Genomic DNA, 16,133 nt, shown 5'->3' on the forward strand with positions numbered 1-16,133 from the left:
AATCAGCTGTCGCACATACCGTATTCGAAGAGAGGTTCGACAAGTGGCAAGCGATTCGATCGTGATCAAGGGCGCTCGCGAGCATAATCTCAAAAACGTGAGCGTGACCATCCCTCGCGATAAGCTGGCGGTCATCACCGGCCTGTCGGGCAGCGGCAAATCGAGCCTGGCTTTCGATACCATCTATGCGGAAGGCCAGCGCCGTTACGTGGAAAGCCTGTCGGCCTATGCCCGCCAGTTCCTCGGGCAGATGAACAAGCCCGACCTCGACAGCATCGACGGCCTTTCCCCCGCGGTGGCCATCGACCAGAAAACCACGTCGAAAAACCCTCGCTCGACGGTGGGAACCACGACTGAAATCTACGATTACCTGCGCCTCCTCTTCGCGCGCATCGGCGTGGCGCATTGCCCGGAGTGCGGACGCGAAATCAAGAAGCGCACCACCGACCAGGTGACCGACGAGATCCTCGGCCTGGGCGAAGGCAAGCGCGCGCTGATCTTGGCGCCCGTGGTGGTGGGCCGCAAGGGCGAGCACACGAAGATCATCGCCGACCTGCAGAAAGAGGGCTTTTCGCGCCTGCGCATCGACGGCGAGGTGGTCAAGCTCGGAAACGAGCTCGTGAAGCTCGACAAGAAATTCAAGCACACGATCGACGTGGTGGTCGACCGCGTGGTGCTCAAGGCGTCGGCGGCGAGCCGCGTGGCCGAATCGGTCGAGGTGGCCACCAGGCTCGCCGAAGGCCGCGTCGTCGTGCACGTGGTCGACGACGAGGCGCAGGCGGACGACGCCTTGAAGGCGACTCCCGGATTCACGGGCGTCTCTTCGGCCGACCGCTTCTTCTCGCTCGCGCTGGCGTGCCCCGAACACGGCCACTCGATGGACGAGCTTCAGCCGCGCGACTTCAGCTTCAACGCCCCGTACGGCGCATGCCCCGATTGCGCGGGCCTCGGCAGCAGGGAAGAAGTCGACCCGAGCCTGCTCGTGCCCGACCCGTCGCTTTCGCTGAACGAAGGCGCCATCGCGCCGTTCGCCACCGGAAACTATTACCCGCAGATCCTGCGCGCCGTCTGCCTGCATATGGGCGCCGACCCCGGCACCCCGTGGGAAGACCTACCGAAAAAGGTCCGCGACGCGTTGCTGTTCGGCATCGAGAAAGAGAAGGTCCGCGTCGATTACGTGACCGTCGACGGCCGCGAGACCTACTGGAACATCGACTGGGAAGGCGCCTGCGAGGCGGTTCTCGGCCGCTATAAAGACGCGCAGTCCGATTCGCAGCGCGACAAATACGGCAAATACTTCGCCACCATTCCGTGTGCGACATGCGGCGGCAAGCGCCTGCGCCCCGAGATCCTCGCCGTCACGGTGGGCGGCAAGAACATCCACGAGGTCTGCGAGATGGCCGCCGTGGATTCGCTGGCGTTTTTCGACGCGCTCGAATTGAGCGAACGCGAGGCCACGATCGGCGCCGCGATCGTCAAAGAGATCCGCGCGCGTTTGAAGTTCTTGGTGGACGTGGGTCTGGATTATCTGACCCTCGAACGCGCGACGGCGTCGCTTTCGGGCGGCGAAGCGCAGCGCATCCGCCTTGCCACGCAGATCGGCGCGGGCCTCATGGGCGTGCTCTACATTCTGGACGAGCCTTCGATCGGCCTGCACCAGCGCGATAACGAGCGCCTGATCGCTACGCTCGAGCACCTGCGCGACCTGGGAAACACGGTGATCGTGGTCGAACACGACGAAGACACGATCCGCCATGCCGATTACGTCATCGACATGGGTCCCGGCGCAGGCGAGCGCGGCGGCTCGGTGGTCGCCGCGGGAACGCCCGAGCAGGTGGCTGCGGCCACGGGAAGCTTCACGGCCGATTACCTGTCGGGCCGTCGCCGCATCGAAGCGCCGGCGCAGCGCCGCCGTCCGGGCCGCGGGTCGGTCAAGCTCGAGGGGGCATCCGAGAACAATCTGAAAAACGTTTCGGTCGAGGTCGAAATCGGCACGCTCACCGTGGTGACGGGCGTCTCCGGTTCGGGCAAGAGCTCGCTGATCACCGACACCCTCGCCCCGGCTTTGGCGAACCGCATCAACCGCGCGCACCATCGTACGGGCGCCTATCGCAAGCTTTCCGGCTACGAGGGGCTCGATAAAGTGATCGATATCGACCAGAGCCCTATCGGCCGCACGCCGCGCTCGAACCCCGCGACCTATATCGGCCTGTGGGACGACATCCGCGCGTTGTTCGCGAGCACGCAGGAGGCCAAGGCGCGCGGCTATGCGCCCGGGCGCTTCAGCTTCAACGTGAGCGGCGGCCGATGCGAGGCATGCAAGGGCGACGGCCAGATCAAGATCGAGATGCACTTTCTGCCCGACGTCTACGTGCCGTGCGAGGTGTGCGGCGGCAAGCGTTACAACCGCGAAACGCTGCAGGTGACCTACCGCGGCAAGAACGTCTACGACGTGCTCGACATGACGGTGGAAGAGGCGCTCGAGTTCTTCAAGAACATCCCCGGCCTGGCGCGCAAGCTGCAGACGCTGCACGACGTCGGCCTGGGCTATATTCGCTTGGGACAGCCCGCCACCACGCTTTCGGGCGGCGAGGCCCAGCGCGTGAAGCTCGCCAGCGAACTGCAGCGTCGCCAGACGGGCAAGACGTTCTATATTCTCGACGAGCCCACCACGGGCCTTCATATGGAAGACGTGCGCCAGCTGCTCGACGTGCTTCAGCGCCTGGTCGACAAAGGCAATACCGTCTTGGTGGTCGAGCATAACCTCGACGTGGTCAAGTGCGCCGACCGGGTGATCGACCTGGGTCCCGAAGGCGGCGCCCGCGGCGGAGAAATCGTCGTTTCCGGCACTCCCGAGGAAGTGGCGGCGGCGAAGGACAGCCATACCGGCCGATTCCTCCGTCCTCTTCTGGAGGCGGACCGATGAGGGCGCGCGACGCGTCCCCGTTGTCGGCGGGCGCAAGTCGCGAAGATCGCAAGGCCGTTTCGAAGGAGCCCTGTGCGACCGAATCCGACGAGCCTTCGTTTTCCTGCTCGGCCGAAGCGGCTCGCCTGATCGACGCGCGCTCCGCCGCCGCTTCGCGCGCGGCGAAGCAGCACAAGCGCGAGAGGATCGCGCTCGCGGTGTTCGCCGTTCTGGTTATCGCCGGCTTCGTTCTGCTGACTTCGTACATCTCCAATGCGGGGCGTGGATTGAACGTCGCCGCGACGAGCATCGACGACGTCGCGGGCGATATGTCGGGCTATGACGTGGTGATCTTCGACGGAACAGTGCGAAAGGGCGATTCCTCGCTTGTCGCCGACGAGAAATCCGGCGCGCAGGATAAAGGCATCAAGCCCATTCTGATCCCTTCGGCGTCGGGAAAGACGTCTTCCGAGACGGCCGGGGCATCCGCCGAAGACGAGCAGGCCGACGTGGACGAGCAGGTCGAGGACGCGCAGGCTCCGTATCCTGCGGACGAATCGCGTGACGGCGAGATGACGATGGAAGAGGCCAGGGCGGTCTACGAAGGCAAGAAGGCTTCGGTCATCGAGGTCGATTCGGAGTCGCTGCGCGACTTCGTGAGCGGTCGCATCGTCATGAAGGACGGTCATACGTATGGGTTCTTCAGCATCCCGTCCGAGATGACCGCCGATTTTGCCATGCCTACCACCACGATGACCAAAACCACCACGACCACCACCATCACGGCGACGGGCGAGTCGGGCGAGGTGGATGAAAAGACCACTACGCGCGTGAAGAGCGCCTATGGAAGCGTGGCCGAGCTGTTCGCCGCCGTCGACCCCGCGTCGATCGACCTCGCGCTGGTGAATCATATCGAAGACGTTCTGGCCCGTTTCAAGGCGGCGCGGGTCGACACCGTGGTGGCGTTCACTTCGGACCCCACGCCGTTTTCCGCGGTTTCGGGGGTGGATGCGGTGATCACGTTCAAAACCTCCGACCGTTTCTCGATGAGCGAGGTCATCGGCGGCACGCTGTATTTCGACGCGCCCGAAGAGGGAAGCGTCGGCGTGCTGATGATCGCGCCCGGCAACGTGGCATCGACGAAGGTCCTCACGGAGGAATGACCCGCATCGCGTCTTCCGCCATGCGACGAAGCACCGCCGGCCTATGGGTGAAAACCCGTTTGGCCGGCGGCGCTTTCTGTTTCCAGGCCGTGTCTTTTCCTGCGATTTCGACCCTGCGACGCCGCGCGATGGTATCATGACGCATCTTGCTTTCGTCCGCTTCGCCTGCCGTTCGCGGCGGGCGCGCCGTCGGGGGCTCAATCGGATTCGGCGGCCCTGCGGGGCCTTGTCGGGAGGAGGAACATGGGCATTGCGGAGGGGTACGCGCGAGCATCGCTTCATAAGCGGCTCGCCGCGCAGTGCAACGATACGGCGCGGCGCCTCGGCGCGACCGCGCGGGGGACGTGTCCGGTCGATATGACGCGCGCGCAGGTGGGCGTCGCCCACGCGCAGAGCTGCGGAAAGTGCGTTCCGTGCAGGATCGGCCTCGCGAGCGTTTCGAGCATGCTCGAGGACATCATCGACGGCAAAGCCGATGCGGACGCGCTTGTGCGCCTGCGTGCGCTCGCCGAGCATATCAGGGATACGTCCGATTGCGCCATCGGCTCCCAGGCCGCCGAGCAGGTTCTCGTGAGCATCGCGGCTTTCCACGACGATTTCGCGCAGCACATGGAGCACGGAAGCTGCCTGCGCAGCTCGTCGCAGGGCGTTCCGTGCACGGTGTCGTGCCCTGCGCACGTCGACGTTCCAGGCTATATCGCGCTCACGGCCGCGGGCCGTTTCGACGATGCCGTCGAGCTGATCAGGAAGGACAACCCGTTCCCTTCGGCCTGCGCCTACGTGTGCGAGCATCCGTGCGAGCAGACGTGCCGGCGCGCCCTTGTGGATGACGCGATCAATATCCGCGGCATGAAGCGCTACGCGGTTGACCACGAAACGCGTCCGCGCGCGGCGTCGCGCCTCGAAGACACCGGCAAGAAGGTCGCGATCGTCGGCTCGGGCCCGTCGGGCCTTTCGGCGGCGTATTACCTCGCGCGCCTCGGCCACGATGTCACGGTGTTCGAGCGCCTCGAAAAGCCGGGCGGCATGCTTCGCTACGGCATTCCGAACTATCGCTTTCCGAAAGACATACTGGATGCCGAAATCGCATCGATCGAAGCGGCGGGCGTGAGGATCGTCTGCGGCGTCGACGTGGGCGCCGACCTTCCGATCGAAGACGTGCGCCGCGATCACGACGCGCTGTATGTGGCGATCGGCGCGCATGGCGACAAGCGCGTGGGCATCGAAGGCGAGGATGCCGCAGGCGTCGTGTCGGCGGTCGAGATGTTGCGCGAGGTGGCATCGGGCCGCCGTCCCGACTGGAGCGGCATGGACGTGTGCGTCATCGGCGGCGGCAACGTGGCCATGGACGCGGCGCGCACGGCCGTGCGCCTGGGCGCGAAAAGCGTCACCGTGGTGTACCGCCGCCGTTCGGCCGATATGACGGCCTTGCCCGAGGAAATCGAAGGCGCCGTGGCCGACGGCTGCCATATCGCCGAACTGATGGCCCCGCTTCGCATCGAGGCCGACGCCGACGGCCGCGTTTGCGCGCTGCAGGTCCAGCCGCAGGTCACGGGCCCCGTTCGCAACGGCAGGCCTTCGCCTGTGCCCGCGCAGCGCCCCGCCGAGTCCATCGCGTGCCAAGCCGTGGTGGTCGCCGTCGGGCAAGAGGTCCTTTCCGAGCCGTTCGAGCGCGCGGGCCTTTCCTGCGAGCGCAAGACCCTCGTGGTCGACGACGGCCTGCGCTGCATCGACGCCGCGGGCGCGTACGCAGGGGGCGACTGCATGCGCGGTCCCGCCTCGGCGATCATCGCCATCGCGGACGGCAAGCAGGCGGCGCGCTCGATCGATGCCGACCTGGGCTTCCATCGCGCGCTTTCGCTCGATATCGAATTCGAACCCGTTTCGCAGCACGACCGCATGCCGTGGGGCCGCGCGGTGCTCGGCGAAAGGTCGGGCGAGCAGCGCCGACACGATTTCGACCTGGTGGAATACGGATTCTCCGAGCAGGAGATGCGCCAGGAGGCGGCGCGCTGCTTGAGTTGCGATCACTTCGGATGCGGAATCCTGCGCAAGGAAGGAAGGCTTGCATGGTAGAGGAGAACCCCATAGCGCGCGGCTGCGGCGAAACCGTCCGCGTCGTCATCGACGGCGTCGAAACGGATGCGCCGCGCACGGCGACGATCCTCGAGGCGGCCCGTCTCGCGGGCGTCGAGGTCCCCACGCTGTGCTATCTGCGCGAGCTCAACGAAATAGGCGCCTGCCGCGTCTGCGTGGTCGAGGTCGAGGGGATCGACCGCCTCGTCGCCGCGTGCAACAGCCCCGTGTTCGACGGCATGGAAGTGCGCACCGACACGCAGAGGGTCCGTCTTGCGCGCCGCACCAATCTGCAGCTCATTCTTTCGCGCCACGACCGCCGTTGCCCGACCTGCTTCAGAAACGGCGCGTGTCGCCTGCAGGCGCTCGCCGACCGCATGGCCATCCATGACGTGCCGTTTCCGACGAGCTTCGATACCGAGCCGGTCGATAAGCGCTTCCCGCTCGTTAAAGAGCCCGCGAAATGCATTTCGTGCCTCAGGTGCGTTTCGGTCTGCGAGAAAAGCCAGGCGCTCGCGGTCTGGGCCCTTGTGGATTCGGGGTCGCGCAGCCGCGTCGACGCGGTGGCGAAGGATGATTGCTCGTATTGCGGGCAGTGCATCACACATTGCCCCGTGGGCGCGCTGCACGAGCGAAGCGACATCGCGCGCGTGTTCGATGCGATAAGCGACCCTGAAATCGTGACGATCGCGCAGATCGCGCCGTCGGTGCGCACGTCGTGGCATGAAGGCCTGGACCTCGCCGCCGACGAGGCCACGCCGGGCCGTTTGGTGGCGGCGGTTCGAAAGCTCGGCTTCGATTACGTGTTCGATACCGATTTCGCGGCCGATATGACGATCATGGAAGAGGGCAGCGAGCTGCTGCTTCGGCTCGAGGCGGGCGTCGAAGGGCCGATGTTCACGTCGTGCTGTCCCGGATGGGTGCGCTTTCTCAAAACGCGCTATCCCTGGATGCAGGACCGTCTCTCCACGACGAAGTCGCCCCAGCAGATTTTCGGCGCGCTCGCGAAAACATATTATGCGGGCCTGTTGGGTATCGACCCCTCCAAACTCTTCGTGGTATCCTACATGCCTTGTGTGGCGAAAAAGGCGGAACGGGCCTATCCCGGCATGGATTCGAACGAAGGCGTGCCCGATGTCGACGCGGCGCTGACGGTGCGCGAGCTGCAGCGTCAGATCAAATCCCGTTTCCTGAATGTCGCTTTGCTCGATGAAGAGGAATTCGACGCGCCGTTGGGCGCAGCTACCGGTGCAGGACATATTTTCGGCGTTACGGGCGGCGTGATGGAAGCCGCGTTGCGTTCGGCGTATTTCCTTGCAACGGGTTCGAATCCTCACCCCGATGCATTCGAAGATATCCGCTACGACGGAATCGAGCGCGGATGGCGCGAGAAGACGTTCGATTTGGCGGGACGTACGCTTCGCGTGGCTGCGGCGAGCGGCCTGGCGAATGCGGACGCGCTTTGCGCCGCCATCGATCGCGGCGAAGTCTCCTACGATTTCGTCGAGGTCATGGCGTGTCCAGGCGGTTGCGTCGGCGGGGGCGGGCAGCCTATCTGCGAGGGCGAGGAGCGTGCCGCCCGTCGCGGGTCGGTCCTGCGTCGCATCGATGCGCGAAGCGAGCTTCGTTTCAGCCATGAGAACCCTTCCGTGCAGGCCTGCTACGGCGATTTCCTCGGAGCACCGCTTTCCGAACTCGCCGAACGGTTGCTCCATAGCGATCACGGCGCCTGGTCTATGCCGTGCGCCGTGGGAGTCGACGGTCCTATGAAGAAGAAGTGACCTCGTCTCGATCGGTCAAGGGTTCGACCGCGCTTCGACGGCTTCGGCAGGGCCGTTCGGCGCGATAGCGACAGGTGCGGGCGCTTTGCGGCGCCCGTGCCTTTTTCGCGTACGCTTGCCTAGCGGTTCCGCTTGCGCGGGCCTGTCTGGCAAGAGAGGTTTCCTCCGTCGGGCGGCGCGCCGCATCGTCGGCGGCGATTTTCCCGAATATGCACGGCCCGGGCATTGATGCATTTCGATATATGCCTCTTGGCCAGGGAAAATGCGAAATATATCTCATGTGTCGCTTTGCATATGCATACGCTATGCGAGATGGTGGATATATGCGCCGAAAATAACGGAAAACCCCTCGAAATACCTGCTCATGGGGAGTATGATGGCCCCATCGGCAGAATGATGACCTGGAATACCTAAGGAGTGATAACGATGACCGAACGTGAAATGTCTCTGCGATCCGCTTGTACGCCCGTCTTCTACGCTATGTCTCTCATCTGCGGCGTTGCCCTTCTTTGCGTCGCCGCTATTATCCTTACGGGAGTAATCTAGGGTTTCGGGACGTATGATGCGGCGGTTGTTTTCCCTCGGAATATCCTTTGATTCTGCCGATATTCGGAATTTCGCATAAAGCATCCGCAAACCCGCTGTGTCGCATTCGTCTCTGTCGCGGGAGACGAAGGGTAGAGAATCGCATCCCGATACATCCATCGAAGGCCTCGCGCAAAAGCGCGAGGCCTTTTTGTCGCCTGATCCTTTCGCCCGCCGCGTTCGAGCGCGGACGGGCCTCGTCGTAGAGGCCGTCGTTTTCGACGCGCACGGGCGGCATGAAAAAGCGCCCGCCTCAAACGTGTCGAGGCGGGCGCTTGCGTTCGCCGGAGAAAAGGCCGATTAGACGATGCCCTGGGCCATCATGGCGTTGGCGAGCTTGTTGAAGCCGGCGATGTTGGCGCCGACGACGTAGTTGCCGGGCTGGCCGACTTCCTCGGCGGCATCGGCCGCCGCATGGAAGATGTTCACCATGATGCCGTTGAGCTTGGCGTCGACCTCGTCGAACGACCAGGAAAGGCGCTCGGAATTCTGGCTCATCTCCAGGCCGGAGGTTGCCACGCCGCCTGCGTTGGACGCCTTGCCGGGGAAGAACGCGATGCCGGATTCGACCAGGTAGTCGGTGGCGTCGAGCGTCGTGGGCATGTTGGCGCCCTCGGCGACCACCTTGCAGCCGTTGGCGACGAGCGCCTTGGCGTCTTCGATGAACAGCTCGTTTTGCGTGGCGCAGGGCAGGGCGATGTCGCACGGAATGCTCCAGACGCCGCGGCCGTCATGGTATTCGGCGCCTTCGACGCGCTCGGCGTAGGCGGAAATGCGGCCGCGCTCGACCTCTTTGATCTGCTTCACCACGTCGAGCTTGATGCCTGCGGGGTCGTGGACCCAGCCGGTGGAGTCGCTCATGGTGACCACCTTGCCGCCGAGCTGCTGGGCCTTTTCGGCGGCATAGATCGCCACGTTGCCCGCGCCGGAGATGCAGACGGTCTTGCCCTCGAGGGAATCGTCGCTTTGGGCGAGCAGCTCCTGCACCAGATACACCAGGCCGTAGCCGGTGGCCTGGGTACGGGCGAGCGAGCCGCCGAAGGAGAGGCCCTTGCCGGTGAGCACGCCGGTCCATTCGTTGCGCATGCGCTTGTACTGGCCGAACATGTAGCCCACTTCGCGCGCGCCCACGCCGATGTCGCCGGCGGGAACGTCGGTGTCGGCGCCGATGTGGCGGGAGAGCTCGGTCATGAAGCTCTGGCAGAAGCGCATGACCTCGCCGTCGGACTTGCCCTTGGGATCGAAGTCGGCGCCGCCCTTGCCGCCGCCCATGGGAAGCGTGGTCAGGCTGTTTTTGAAGCACTGCTCGAAGCCGAGGAACTTGATGATGGACAGGTTGACGGAGGGATGGAAGCGCAGGCCGCCCTTGTAGGGGCCCAGGGCGCTGTTGTACTGGACGCGATAGCCGCGGTTGACCTGCACCTTGCCCTGGTCGTCGACCCAGGGGACGCGGAACATGACGACGCGCTCGGGCTCCACGAGGCGCTCGAGAAGGCCTGCCTCCTCGTATTCGGGATGCGCTGCGAGGGCGGGTTCGATGGAGGTCAGGACCTCGGTGACGGCCTGGATGAATTCGGGCTCGTTTGCGTTTTTCGCCTTGACCTGTTCGATCACGCGCTGTGCGTACGTCATGGCTTCCTCCTGTATCGTTCGTGCGGACTCGTTTCGTCCCGCGTTGTTCCGTGATGCACTCTAGCAGATTAAAGCCGCTCTGTTTCGTCGCTGTTACGGCGTCTCGATTCGGGGCGAAAGGCGCTCTGCAGGCGGCGCCCGTCGCATGCGGCAAGGGGTTGCGCGACACGGCGCGCGAAAACGTGGCGGTTCGGCAACGATGCTTCGCGGCAGGGCGTCGCTGCGCTACCATGGTGCATGAAGGCGCGAGAGAAGGATGCGCCGGACGGCGACGCCTTTCCGAGGCGTTTCGATGGCCCGTTCGCACGGGCGGATACGGCGGTGGAATATGCCAAACGGCACCATGGACGATAAGCAGCCGAGCGTGCGCCGCTCGGCGACCCTTCTGGCCCTCGCGGCGTTCTTCGCGTTTCTCGCGGCGCTCGGCGTGATGTATTCCCAGCAGGTGCTCGCGGCCATCGGCGCGGTATGGGCGGCGTTTTTCCCCCTTGTCCTGGGCTGCGTGATCGCATTCCTGGTCAACTTGATCATGGGCCGCCTCGAGCGCGTGTATTTCCCCTCGACGAAGGCGGGCCCTTTGGCGGCGTCCCGACGCCCGGTCTGCCTGGCGGCGTCGTTCGCCATCATCGCGATCGTCATCGCCGTCATCGTGAATCTGGTCCTTCCCGAGATGAAGGCGTCGGCGGGCATCATCCAGCAGGGCGCCGTCCTGGTTCTCGAGGATTTCTACCAGTGGGCGCAAGACGACCTCGACATGCTGCTCGCCTCGCTCGACACCACGGCCGTCGAGAATATCGAGCACAGCTTCGCCGATTTCATGGCCACGCTCTCGAGCGGCGACTCGTCGAGCTTGATGAACATGGTGAAGTCGGTCTTTTCGACCGCCACCTCTATCGCTCACAACGTGTTCTCCTTCATCGTCGCGCTCGTGTTCTCTCTGTATATCCTGCTCGATAAAGACCGCGTGTTCAGGGGCCTGGACACCTTCGTCGAGATGACGGTGCCCGCGCGCTTCGCCGCCACGCTGCGCCATGCGGGCCATGTGGCCAACCAGGCGTTCTCGCGCTTCATCACGGGCCAGTGCATCGAGGCGGTCATCCTGGGAACGCTGTGCGCCGTCGGCATGGCCGTCTTCGGCATGCCGTACGCCGTGGCCGTGGGCGCATGCGTCGGCCTTACCGCGCTCGTGCCCGTCTTCGGCGCCTGGCTCGGCGGCGCGATCGGCTTCTTGATGATCTTGACCGTCGATCCCATGCAGGCCGTGTGGTTCGTCGTGTTCCTCGTGGTCTTGCAACAGCTCGAATCGCACCTGATCTATCCCAATGTGGTGGGCGCCTCGGTCGGCCTGCCGGGCATTTGGGTGTTCGCCGCCGTGCTGGTGGGCGGCGCGCTGTTCGGCGTCGTGGGCATGTTCCTCGGCGTTCCCACGGTGGCCACGCTGCGCACGCTCGCGATCGACCGCGCCGCCGAGGTCCGCGCCCGCAGGAAGGAGCTTGCTGCCAAGCAGGCTGCCGAAGAGGCCGAGGCGCGCGAGACTTCCGGCGCATAGGCCCGCTCGGCCGGACGTCCGCGTCGTGCGCGGGCTTTGTCCGAGCTTTGAATAAAACAGGTAAAACGCCCGATAGGCGCCGCGAATCGTTTGTTCGCGGCGCCTCTTTTCTTTTTCGTGCGTGAAAGATTCGTCAAACCTGCGGCGCCCGGCGGCGTCGCTTTTCATGTTCTTGGATTTCCTTTCTCAATTCTTTCGTCTGCCGTTCGATTGGCTTTGACGGCCGCTCCTTAATCTTTTTCGATGTCTCCGCGGTCGAGCGGGACGCAGAAGCGCGCCGTCGGGTCGGATGCGGGCGCTTCTCGGTACGAAGGCAAAGGTCGATAGGAAACGAATATGTCTAATCACGCAATCAATCGTCGCGATTTCATCAAGGGCAGCGCCGCCCTCGCCGCGTTCGGCGCCTTCGCAGCGCTGACCGGCTGCACGGCGGGCGGTTCCGGCGCGGCTGCGGGATCGTCTGACGATGCCGACAAGGCTGAAGAGCTCACCATGGTGTGGCTCCCCGACAACTCCGCCGCCGACCTGACGGCGGCCCGCGACGCCTTCGGCGCGGCCATCACCGCGGCATGCGGCCGTCCCGCCAAGCTGATGACGACGACCGACTACAACGTGGCCATCGAGGCCATCGCGTCGGGCAACGCCCAGATGGCCCTGCTGGGCGCGGAGGGCTACGTGCAGGCGAACAAGAAGAACAAGGCCGTGCAGGCTGCGTTCACGAACAGCGATGACGAGGGAGGCCTCGAGGGCGCGTGTTACTACAGCCGCATCTGCGTGCGCAAGGAAGACGCCGACGCTTACAAAGACGGCGACGGCTACTCGATCGCCAACGTGGAAGGCAAGAGCTTCTCATTCGTCAGCGCCACGTCCACCTCGGGCTTCAAGGTCCCCTCATCGGCGATCGTGTCCGAATTCGGCCTCGACGGCTCCGACGTCCTGCTCGAGCCGGGCAGCTTCTTCAGCGAGGTCCTGTTCGGCAACTCCCACGCGGGCTCGTGCGTGAACCTGATGAGCGGCGACGTCGACGCCGCCGCGTTCGACGACGTCGACGTGGACATGTATCTCGACCTGGTGGAGGGCGAGAAGAACACTGTGGGCGCTGTGTACAAGGTCAAAGACGACGCCGAGGCGCCGCTCGATTCCGCTCGCGGCAAGGAGTTCGTCATCGTCGGCATCACTCCGGTGCTCAACGCTCCCGTCTGTTTCAACAACGACGCCATCTCCGAAGAGGAGCGCACCAAGATCGTGGGGTACTTCTGCTCCGATGAGGTGTCGAACAACCCGCAGATCTTCGTCGATCCCGACGACGAGAGCGTCAAGGGCATCTTCGAGAAGGATTCCGAGAAGACCTGCTTCGTCGAAGTGGACGACGCCTGGTACGAGCCCATCAGGAAACTGGGTGCTTAACGCATACGGTCGATATACGAAGCGACGCGCGGGCGAAACGCTTTCGCCCCCGCTTTTTGATGGGAGGCATCATGCAAGACGACGTCTTATTGCGCGTGCGCGGTTTGACGAAATGCTATCAGGGCGATGAGAAGCGCCTCGACGACGTGTCGCTCGACGTGCGCAAAGGCGAGCTCGTGTCGGTGATCGGGCCTTCGGGCGCCGGCAAGTCGACGTTTCTGCACAGCATCAACCGCCTGATCGAGCCCACCGAAGGCTCGGTGGTCTTCGACGGCCGCGAGGTGACGGAGCTTTCGCGCGGCGACCTGCGCGCCTGCCGCCGCCGCATCAGCATGATTTTCCAGCACTACAACCTGGTGCATCGCCTGACGGCCATCGAGAACGTGCTCCATGGGCGCCTGGGTTACAAGTCCACGATCGCAGGCGCGCTCGGCCTGTATAGCGAAGAGGAGAAGCGCCGTGCCTTCGAGGCCCTCGAGCAGGTGGGCATGGCCGACTTCGCCTACAAGCGCGTCGACAGGCTTTCGGGCGGTCAGATGCAGCGCGTCGGTATCGCCCGCGCCTTGGTGCAAGATCCGCTGCTCATGCTGTGCGACGAGCCGATTGCGAGCCTCGACCCGAAATCGTCTCGCACGGTGATGGAGCGCTTGCGCTGGGCCGCCGACGACCTGGGTATCGCCTGCGTGGTGAGCCTGCATCAGATCGACTTCGCCCTCGAGTTCTCCGACCGCATCATCGGCCTTTCGAAAGGCCGCAAGGTGTTCGAAGGCGCGCCGGCCGATTTGACCGACGAGGCCGCGCGCGAGATCTACGGCGATATCGAGATCGAGGGCCTGCCGAGCGAGGCGCAGCGCCTGCGCGCCGCGACCCGCATCGCGCCTGCGCCTGTTTCTTCGTCTGCCGAGGTGGCCTGATGGAAGAGAGCCGTTCGTTCTTTCGCGCGAAGACCCTCTCGTTTCTGGCGATGGTCGTCGTCTTTCTCTTGGTGAATGCGCTTTCCGCCACCTACGTGGGCTTCGATTTCATCGACGCGGCGGCCGAGGTGCCGGCGGGCGTGGCGTGGATGGCCGCGGAATTCCTGCCCACCGTCGAATCGCTTTCGAAGCTCGATTCGATCCTTCCGGCCCTGGCGTCGACCGTGCTCGTGTCGGTGGCGTCGAGCTGCATCGCGGCCGTGTTCGCCTTCGCGTTGGCAGTGCTTGGCAGCCGCACGGTGGGCGTGGGAAAGGTCGCGGCGTTTCTGGCGCGCGCGGTCGCATCGGTGTTTCGCAACATCCCGGTGGTCGCCTGGGCGCTCATTCTGCTGTTCTCGTTCAAGCAGAGCGAATTCACCGGTTTCCTGGCGCTGTTCTTGACCACGTTCGGATATCTGACGCGCTGCTTCCTCGAAACGATCGACGAGATGAGCACGGGCCCGATCGAGGCGCTGCAGGCCGCAGGCGCGACGTATTTCCAGATCTTCGCGCAGGCGGTGCTGCCTATGACGATCGCGTCGGCGATCAGCTGGGTGCTCTATATGGTGGAGACCAACGTCCGCGACGCGACGCTCGTGGGCATTCTCACCGGCACGGGCATCGGATTCGTTTTCGACATCTATTACAAGAGTTTTCGCTATGACGTCGCAGGCCTTGCGATCCTCGCGGTCGTCGTGGTGGTCATCGCGTGCGAGATGACGTCGAACTTCGTCAGAAGGAGGATCATATGATGCGCAGCGCTTCCGGCGAGGCGACGTCCCGCGGCGCGCGCCTATCGCGCAAGGGCTCGATCCGCGCCCATGCGACCGAGGAATCCAACGCGGTACTGTGGGCGGTGGTCGTGGTGCTCGCGGTCGTGAGCGTGTTCACGATGGCGACGATCGATTACGGCAAGGTCGATTTCTTCACGGCATGCAAAGACGCCGTGGGCGACTTCTGGATGATGGTGTCTTCGCCCGGTCTTGCGGGGCACTTCACGTTCGCCGATGTGATGGAGGGCCTGTTCGTTTCGCTCGCGCTTGCCGCGCTGACCACGTTCATCGGCGCTGTCATCGCGTTCGTCTTGGGCCTTTTCGCGGCGACGAATCTCTCGAACACGGCGGTGGCGGCCGCGATCAAGGCGGTCATGTCGTTCTTTCGCGCGGTGCCGACCATTTTATGGGTGCTCGTGTTCTCGGTGGCGATCGGCCTGGGCGCCGAGGCCGCGGTGGCGGGCCTTCTGTTCCATAGCATCGCTTACCTGGTGAAGGCGTATTCCGAGAGCTTCGAAGAGATCGACCCCGGCGTGCTCGAGGCCCTCAGGGCAAGCGGCGCGCGCTGGTGGCAGATCGTGTTCCAGGCGGTGGTTCCCGCCAAGACGAGCGAGATCTTGTCGTGGACCTTCATCCGCTTCGAAATCAATTTCGTCAACGCCGTGGCCGTTGGCGCCGTGGCGGGAGCGGGCGGCATCGGCTACCAGCTGTTCTTGGCGGGCAGCTTCTACCTGAACATCCACGAGGTGGGCCTGATCTCATATCTGTGCTTGGCCGTCGCGGTGGTTCTCGAGGTCGCCGCCACCAATCTGCGCAAGCGATACATCGTTCAGCACTAGAAACGAGAAAGGAAGACGACGCATGAGACGACGGGAAAGGACGCGCATCCTCGTGAAGGGCGATCCCGGCCTGGCGCGGCGCATCGCGGCCGATATCGAGGCGGCGGCGCATGTCGACATCGTCGAAGCTCCTCGCGAGGAGCTGGTCATGGTGAAGGTGCGCGAGTCGGCGCGGCGCAGCCTGTTCTACCTGGGCGAGGCGCTCATGACCACCTGCCGCGTCAGCGTGGAGGGCGTTTCGGGGAAGGGCATGGTACTCGGCTCCGACCGCGAAGCCGCCTATGCGCTCGCGGTGGTCGACGCCGCCTATGCCGCCCCCGAAGGACGCTTCGACACGGATGCGTACGACAGGATGCTGGCCGAGCAGGCGCAGGCGATCGAGGCGGCGGCTTCTTTCGAGCGGCGGGCCGTCGCGGCGACGAAGGTCGATTTTTCAACGATGGAGGATGAGCTTTGATTTCCAACGATGT

Annotated in this window: 11 protein-coding genes; 10 read left to right on the forward strand and 1 reads right to left on the reverse strand. The window is 64.4% G+C overall.

Annotation, left to right across the window (positions count from 1 at the left end):
• The first annotated feature begins 43 nt into the window (after window positions 1-43).
• The 4 genes from uvrA (at window position 44) to DMP07_RS00585 (ending at window position 7,925) form a co-directional block, all read left to right on the forward strand.
• A complete protein-coding gene (gene uvrA, locus DMP07_RS00570; protein ID WP_123197223.1) occupies window positions 44-2,926 on the forward strand; it encodes an excinuclease ABC subunit UvrA in 2,883 nt (960 codons plus the stop codon).
• Window positions 2,923-4,068, forward strand: coding sequence for a hypothetical protein (locus DMP07_RS00575; RefSeq protein WP_123197224.1), 1,146 nt, complete (start codon window positions 2,923-2,925; stop codon window positions 4,066-4,068). The genes uvrA and DMP07_RS00575 overlap by 4 nt, the downstream gene beginning before the upstream one ends.
• A 243-nt stretch (window positions 4,069-4,311) precedes the next feature.
• Window positions 4,312-6,144 carry an NAD(P)-binding protein gene (locus DMP07_RS00580; protein ID WP_123197225.1) on the forward strand — a complete coding sequence of 611 codons (1,833 nt, stop codon included), beginning with the start codon at window positions 4,312-4,314 and terminating at the stop codon, window positions 6,142-6,144.
• On the forward strand, window positions 6,138-7,925 hold the full coding sequence (locus DMP07_RS00585) for a [FeFe] hydrogenase, group A (RefSeq protein WP_123197226.1): 1,788 nt from the start codon (window positions 6,138-6,140) through the stop codon (window positions 7,923-7,925). The genes DMP07_RS00580 and DMP07_RS00585 overlap by 7 nt, the downstream gene beginning before the upstream one ends.
• Before the next feature lie 885 nt (window positions 7,926-8,810).
• Here the strand turns inward: DMP07_RS00585 and gdhA are convergent.
• Window positions 8,811-10,142 (reverse strand): NADP-specific glutamate dehydrogenase, encoded by a 1,332-nt coding sequence (gene gdhA / locus DMP07_RS00590; RefSeq protein WP_123197227.1) that lies wholly within the window; start codon window positions 10,140-10,142, stop codon window positions 8,811-8,813.
• A gap of 343 nt (window positions 10,143-10,485) precedes the next feature.
• Here gdhA and DMP07_RS00595 point away from each other — a divergent pair, with 343 nt between their 5' ends.
• The 6 genes from DMP07_RS00595 (at window position 10,486) to phnG (ending at window position 16,120) form a co-directional block, all read left to right on the forward strand.
• Window positions 10,486-11,691 carry an AI-2E family transporter gene (locus tag DMP07_RS00595; RefSeq protein WP_161956987.1) on the forward strand — a complete coding sequence of 402 codons (1,206 nt, stop codon included), beginning with the start codon at window positions 10,486-10,488 and terminating at the stop codon, window positions 11,689-11,691.
• A 336-nt stretch (window positions 11,692-12,027) separates the two neighbouring features.
• Complete coding sequence (locus DMP07_RS00600; RefSeq protein WP_123197229.1) at window positions 12,028-13,098, forward strand: phosphate/phosphite/phosphonate ABC transporter substrate-binding protein; 1,071 nt, start codon at window positions 12,028-12,030, stop codon at window positions 13,096-13,098.
• A gap of 59 nt (window positions 13,099-13,157) precedes the next feature.
• Window positions 13,158-14,012 carry a phosphonate ABC transporter ATP-binding protein gene (gene phnC, locus DMP07_RS00605; protein WP_123197230.1) on the forward strand — a complete coding sequence of 285 codons (855 nt, stop codon included), beginning with the start codon at window positions 13,158-13,160 and terminating at the stop codon, window positions 14,010-14,012.
• The gene (locus DMP07_RS00610; RefSeq protein WP_123197231.1) at window positions 14,012-14,803 is read left to right on the forward strand and encodes an ABC transporter permease subunit; all 792 of its coding nucleotides are present in this window, start codon (window positions 14,012-14,014) and stop codon (window positions 14,801-14,803) included. Before phnC ends, DMP07_RS00610 begins: the two co-directional genes overlap by 1 nt.
• Window positions 14,800-15,663, forward strand: a complete 864-nt coding sequence (locus DMP07_RS00615; protein ID WP_123197232.1) for a PhnE/PtxC family ABC transporter permease — start codon at window positions 14,800-14,802, stop codon at window positions 15,661-15,663. The genes DMP07_RS00610 and DMP07_RS00615 overlap by 4 nt, the downstream gene beginning before the upstream one ends.
• A gap of 22 nt (window positions 15,664-15,685) precedes the next feature.
• A complete protein-coding gene (phnG, locus tag DMP07_RS00620) occupies window positions 15,686-16,120 on the forward strand; it encodes a phosphonate C-P lyase system protein PhnG (protein WP_123197233.1) in 435 nt (144 codons plus the stop codon).
• Window positions 16,121-16,133: the final 13 nt, after the last annotated feature.

Source organism: Slackia faecicanis (assembly GCF_003725295.1).
In the GTDB taxonomy this organism is placed as follows: Bacteria; Actinomycetota; Coriobacteriia; order Coriobacteriales; family Eggerthellaceae; genus Slackia; species Slackia faecicanis.

What these genes read in the sequence shown, in the direction of transcription:
- DMP07_RS00575 (WP_123197224.1), top strand. Translation starts at nt 2,923, where the DNA reads ATGAGGGCGCGCGACGCGTCCCCGTTGTCGGCGGGCGCAAGTCGCGAA.
- DMP07_RS00580 (WP_123197225.1), top strand. Translation starts at nt 4,312, where the DNA reads ATGGGCATTGCGGAGGGGTACGCGCGAGCATCGCTTCATAAGCGGCTC.
- DMP07_RS00585 (WP_123197226.1), top strand. Translation starts at nt 6,138, where the DNA reads ATGGTAGAGGAGAACCCCATAGCGCGCGGCTGCGGCGAAACCGTCCGC.
- gdhA (WP_123197227.1), bottom strand. Translation starts at nt 10,142, where the DNA reads ATGACGTACGCACAGCGCGTGATCGAACAGGTCAAGGCGAAAAACGCA.
- DMP07_RS00595 (WP_161956987.1), top strand. Translation starts at nt 10,486, where the DNA reads ATGGACGATAAGCAGCCGAGCGTGCGCCGCTCGGCGACCCTTCTGGCC.
- DMP07_RS00600 (WP_123197229.1), top strand. Translation starts at nt 12,028, where the DNA reads ATGTCTAATCACGCAATCAATCGTCGCGATTTCATCAAGGGCAGCGCC.
- phnC (WP_123197230.1), top strand. Translation starts at nt 13,158, where the DNA reads ATGGGAGGCATCATGCAAGACGACGTCTTATTGCGCGTGCGCGGTTTG.
- DMP07_RS00610 (WP_123197231.1), top strand. Translation starts at nt 14,012, where the DNA reads ATGGAAGAGAGCCGTTCGTTCTTTCGCGCGAAGACCCTCTCGTTTCTG.
- DMP07_RS00615 (WP_123197232.1), top strand. Translation starts at nt 14,800, where the DNA reads ATGATGCGCAGCGCTTCCGGCGAGGCGACGTCCCGCGGCGCGCGCCTA.
- phnG (WP_123197233.1), top strand. Translation starts at nt 15,686, where the DNA reads ATGAGACGACGGGAAAGGACGCGCATCCTCGTGAAGGGCGATCCCGGC.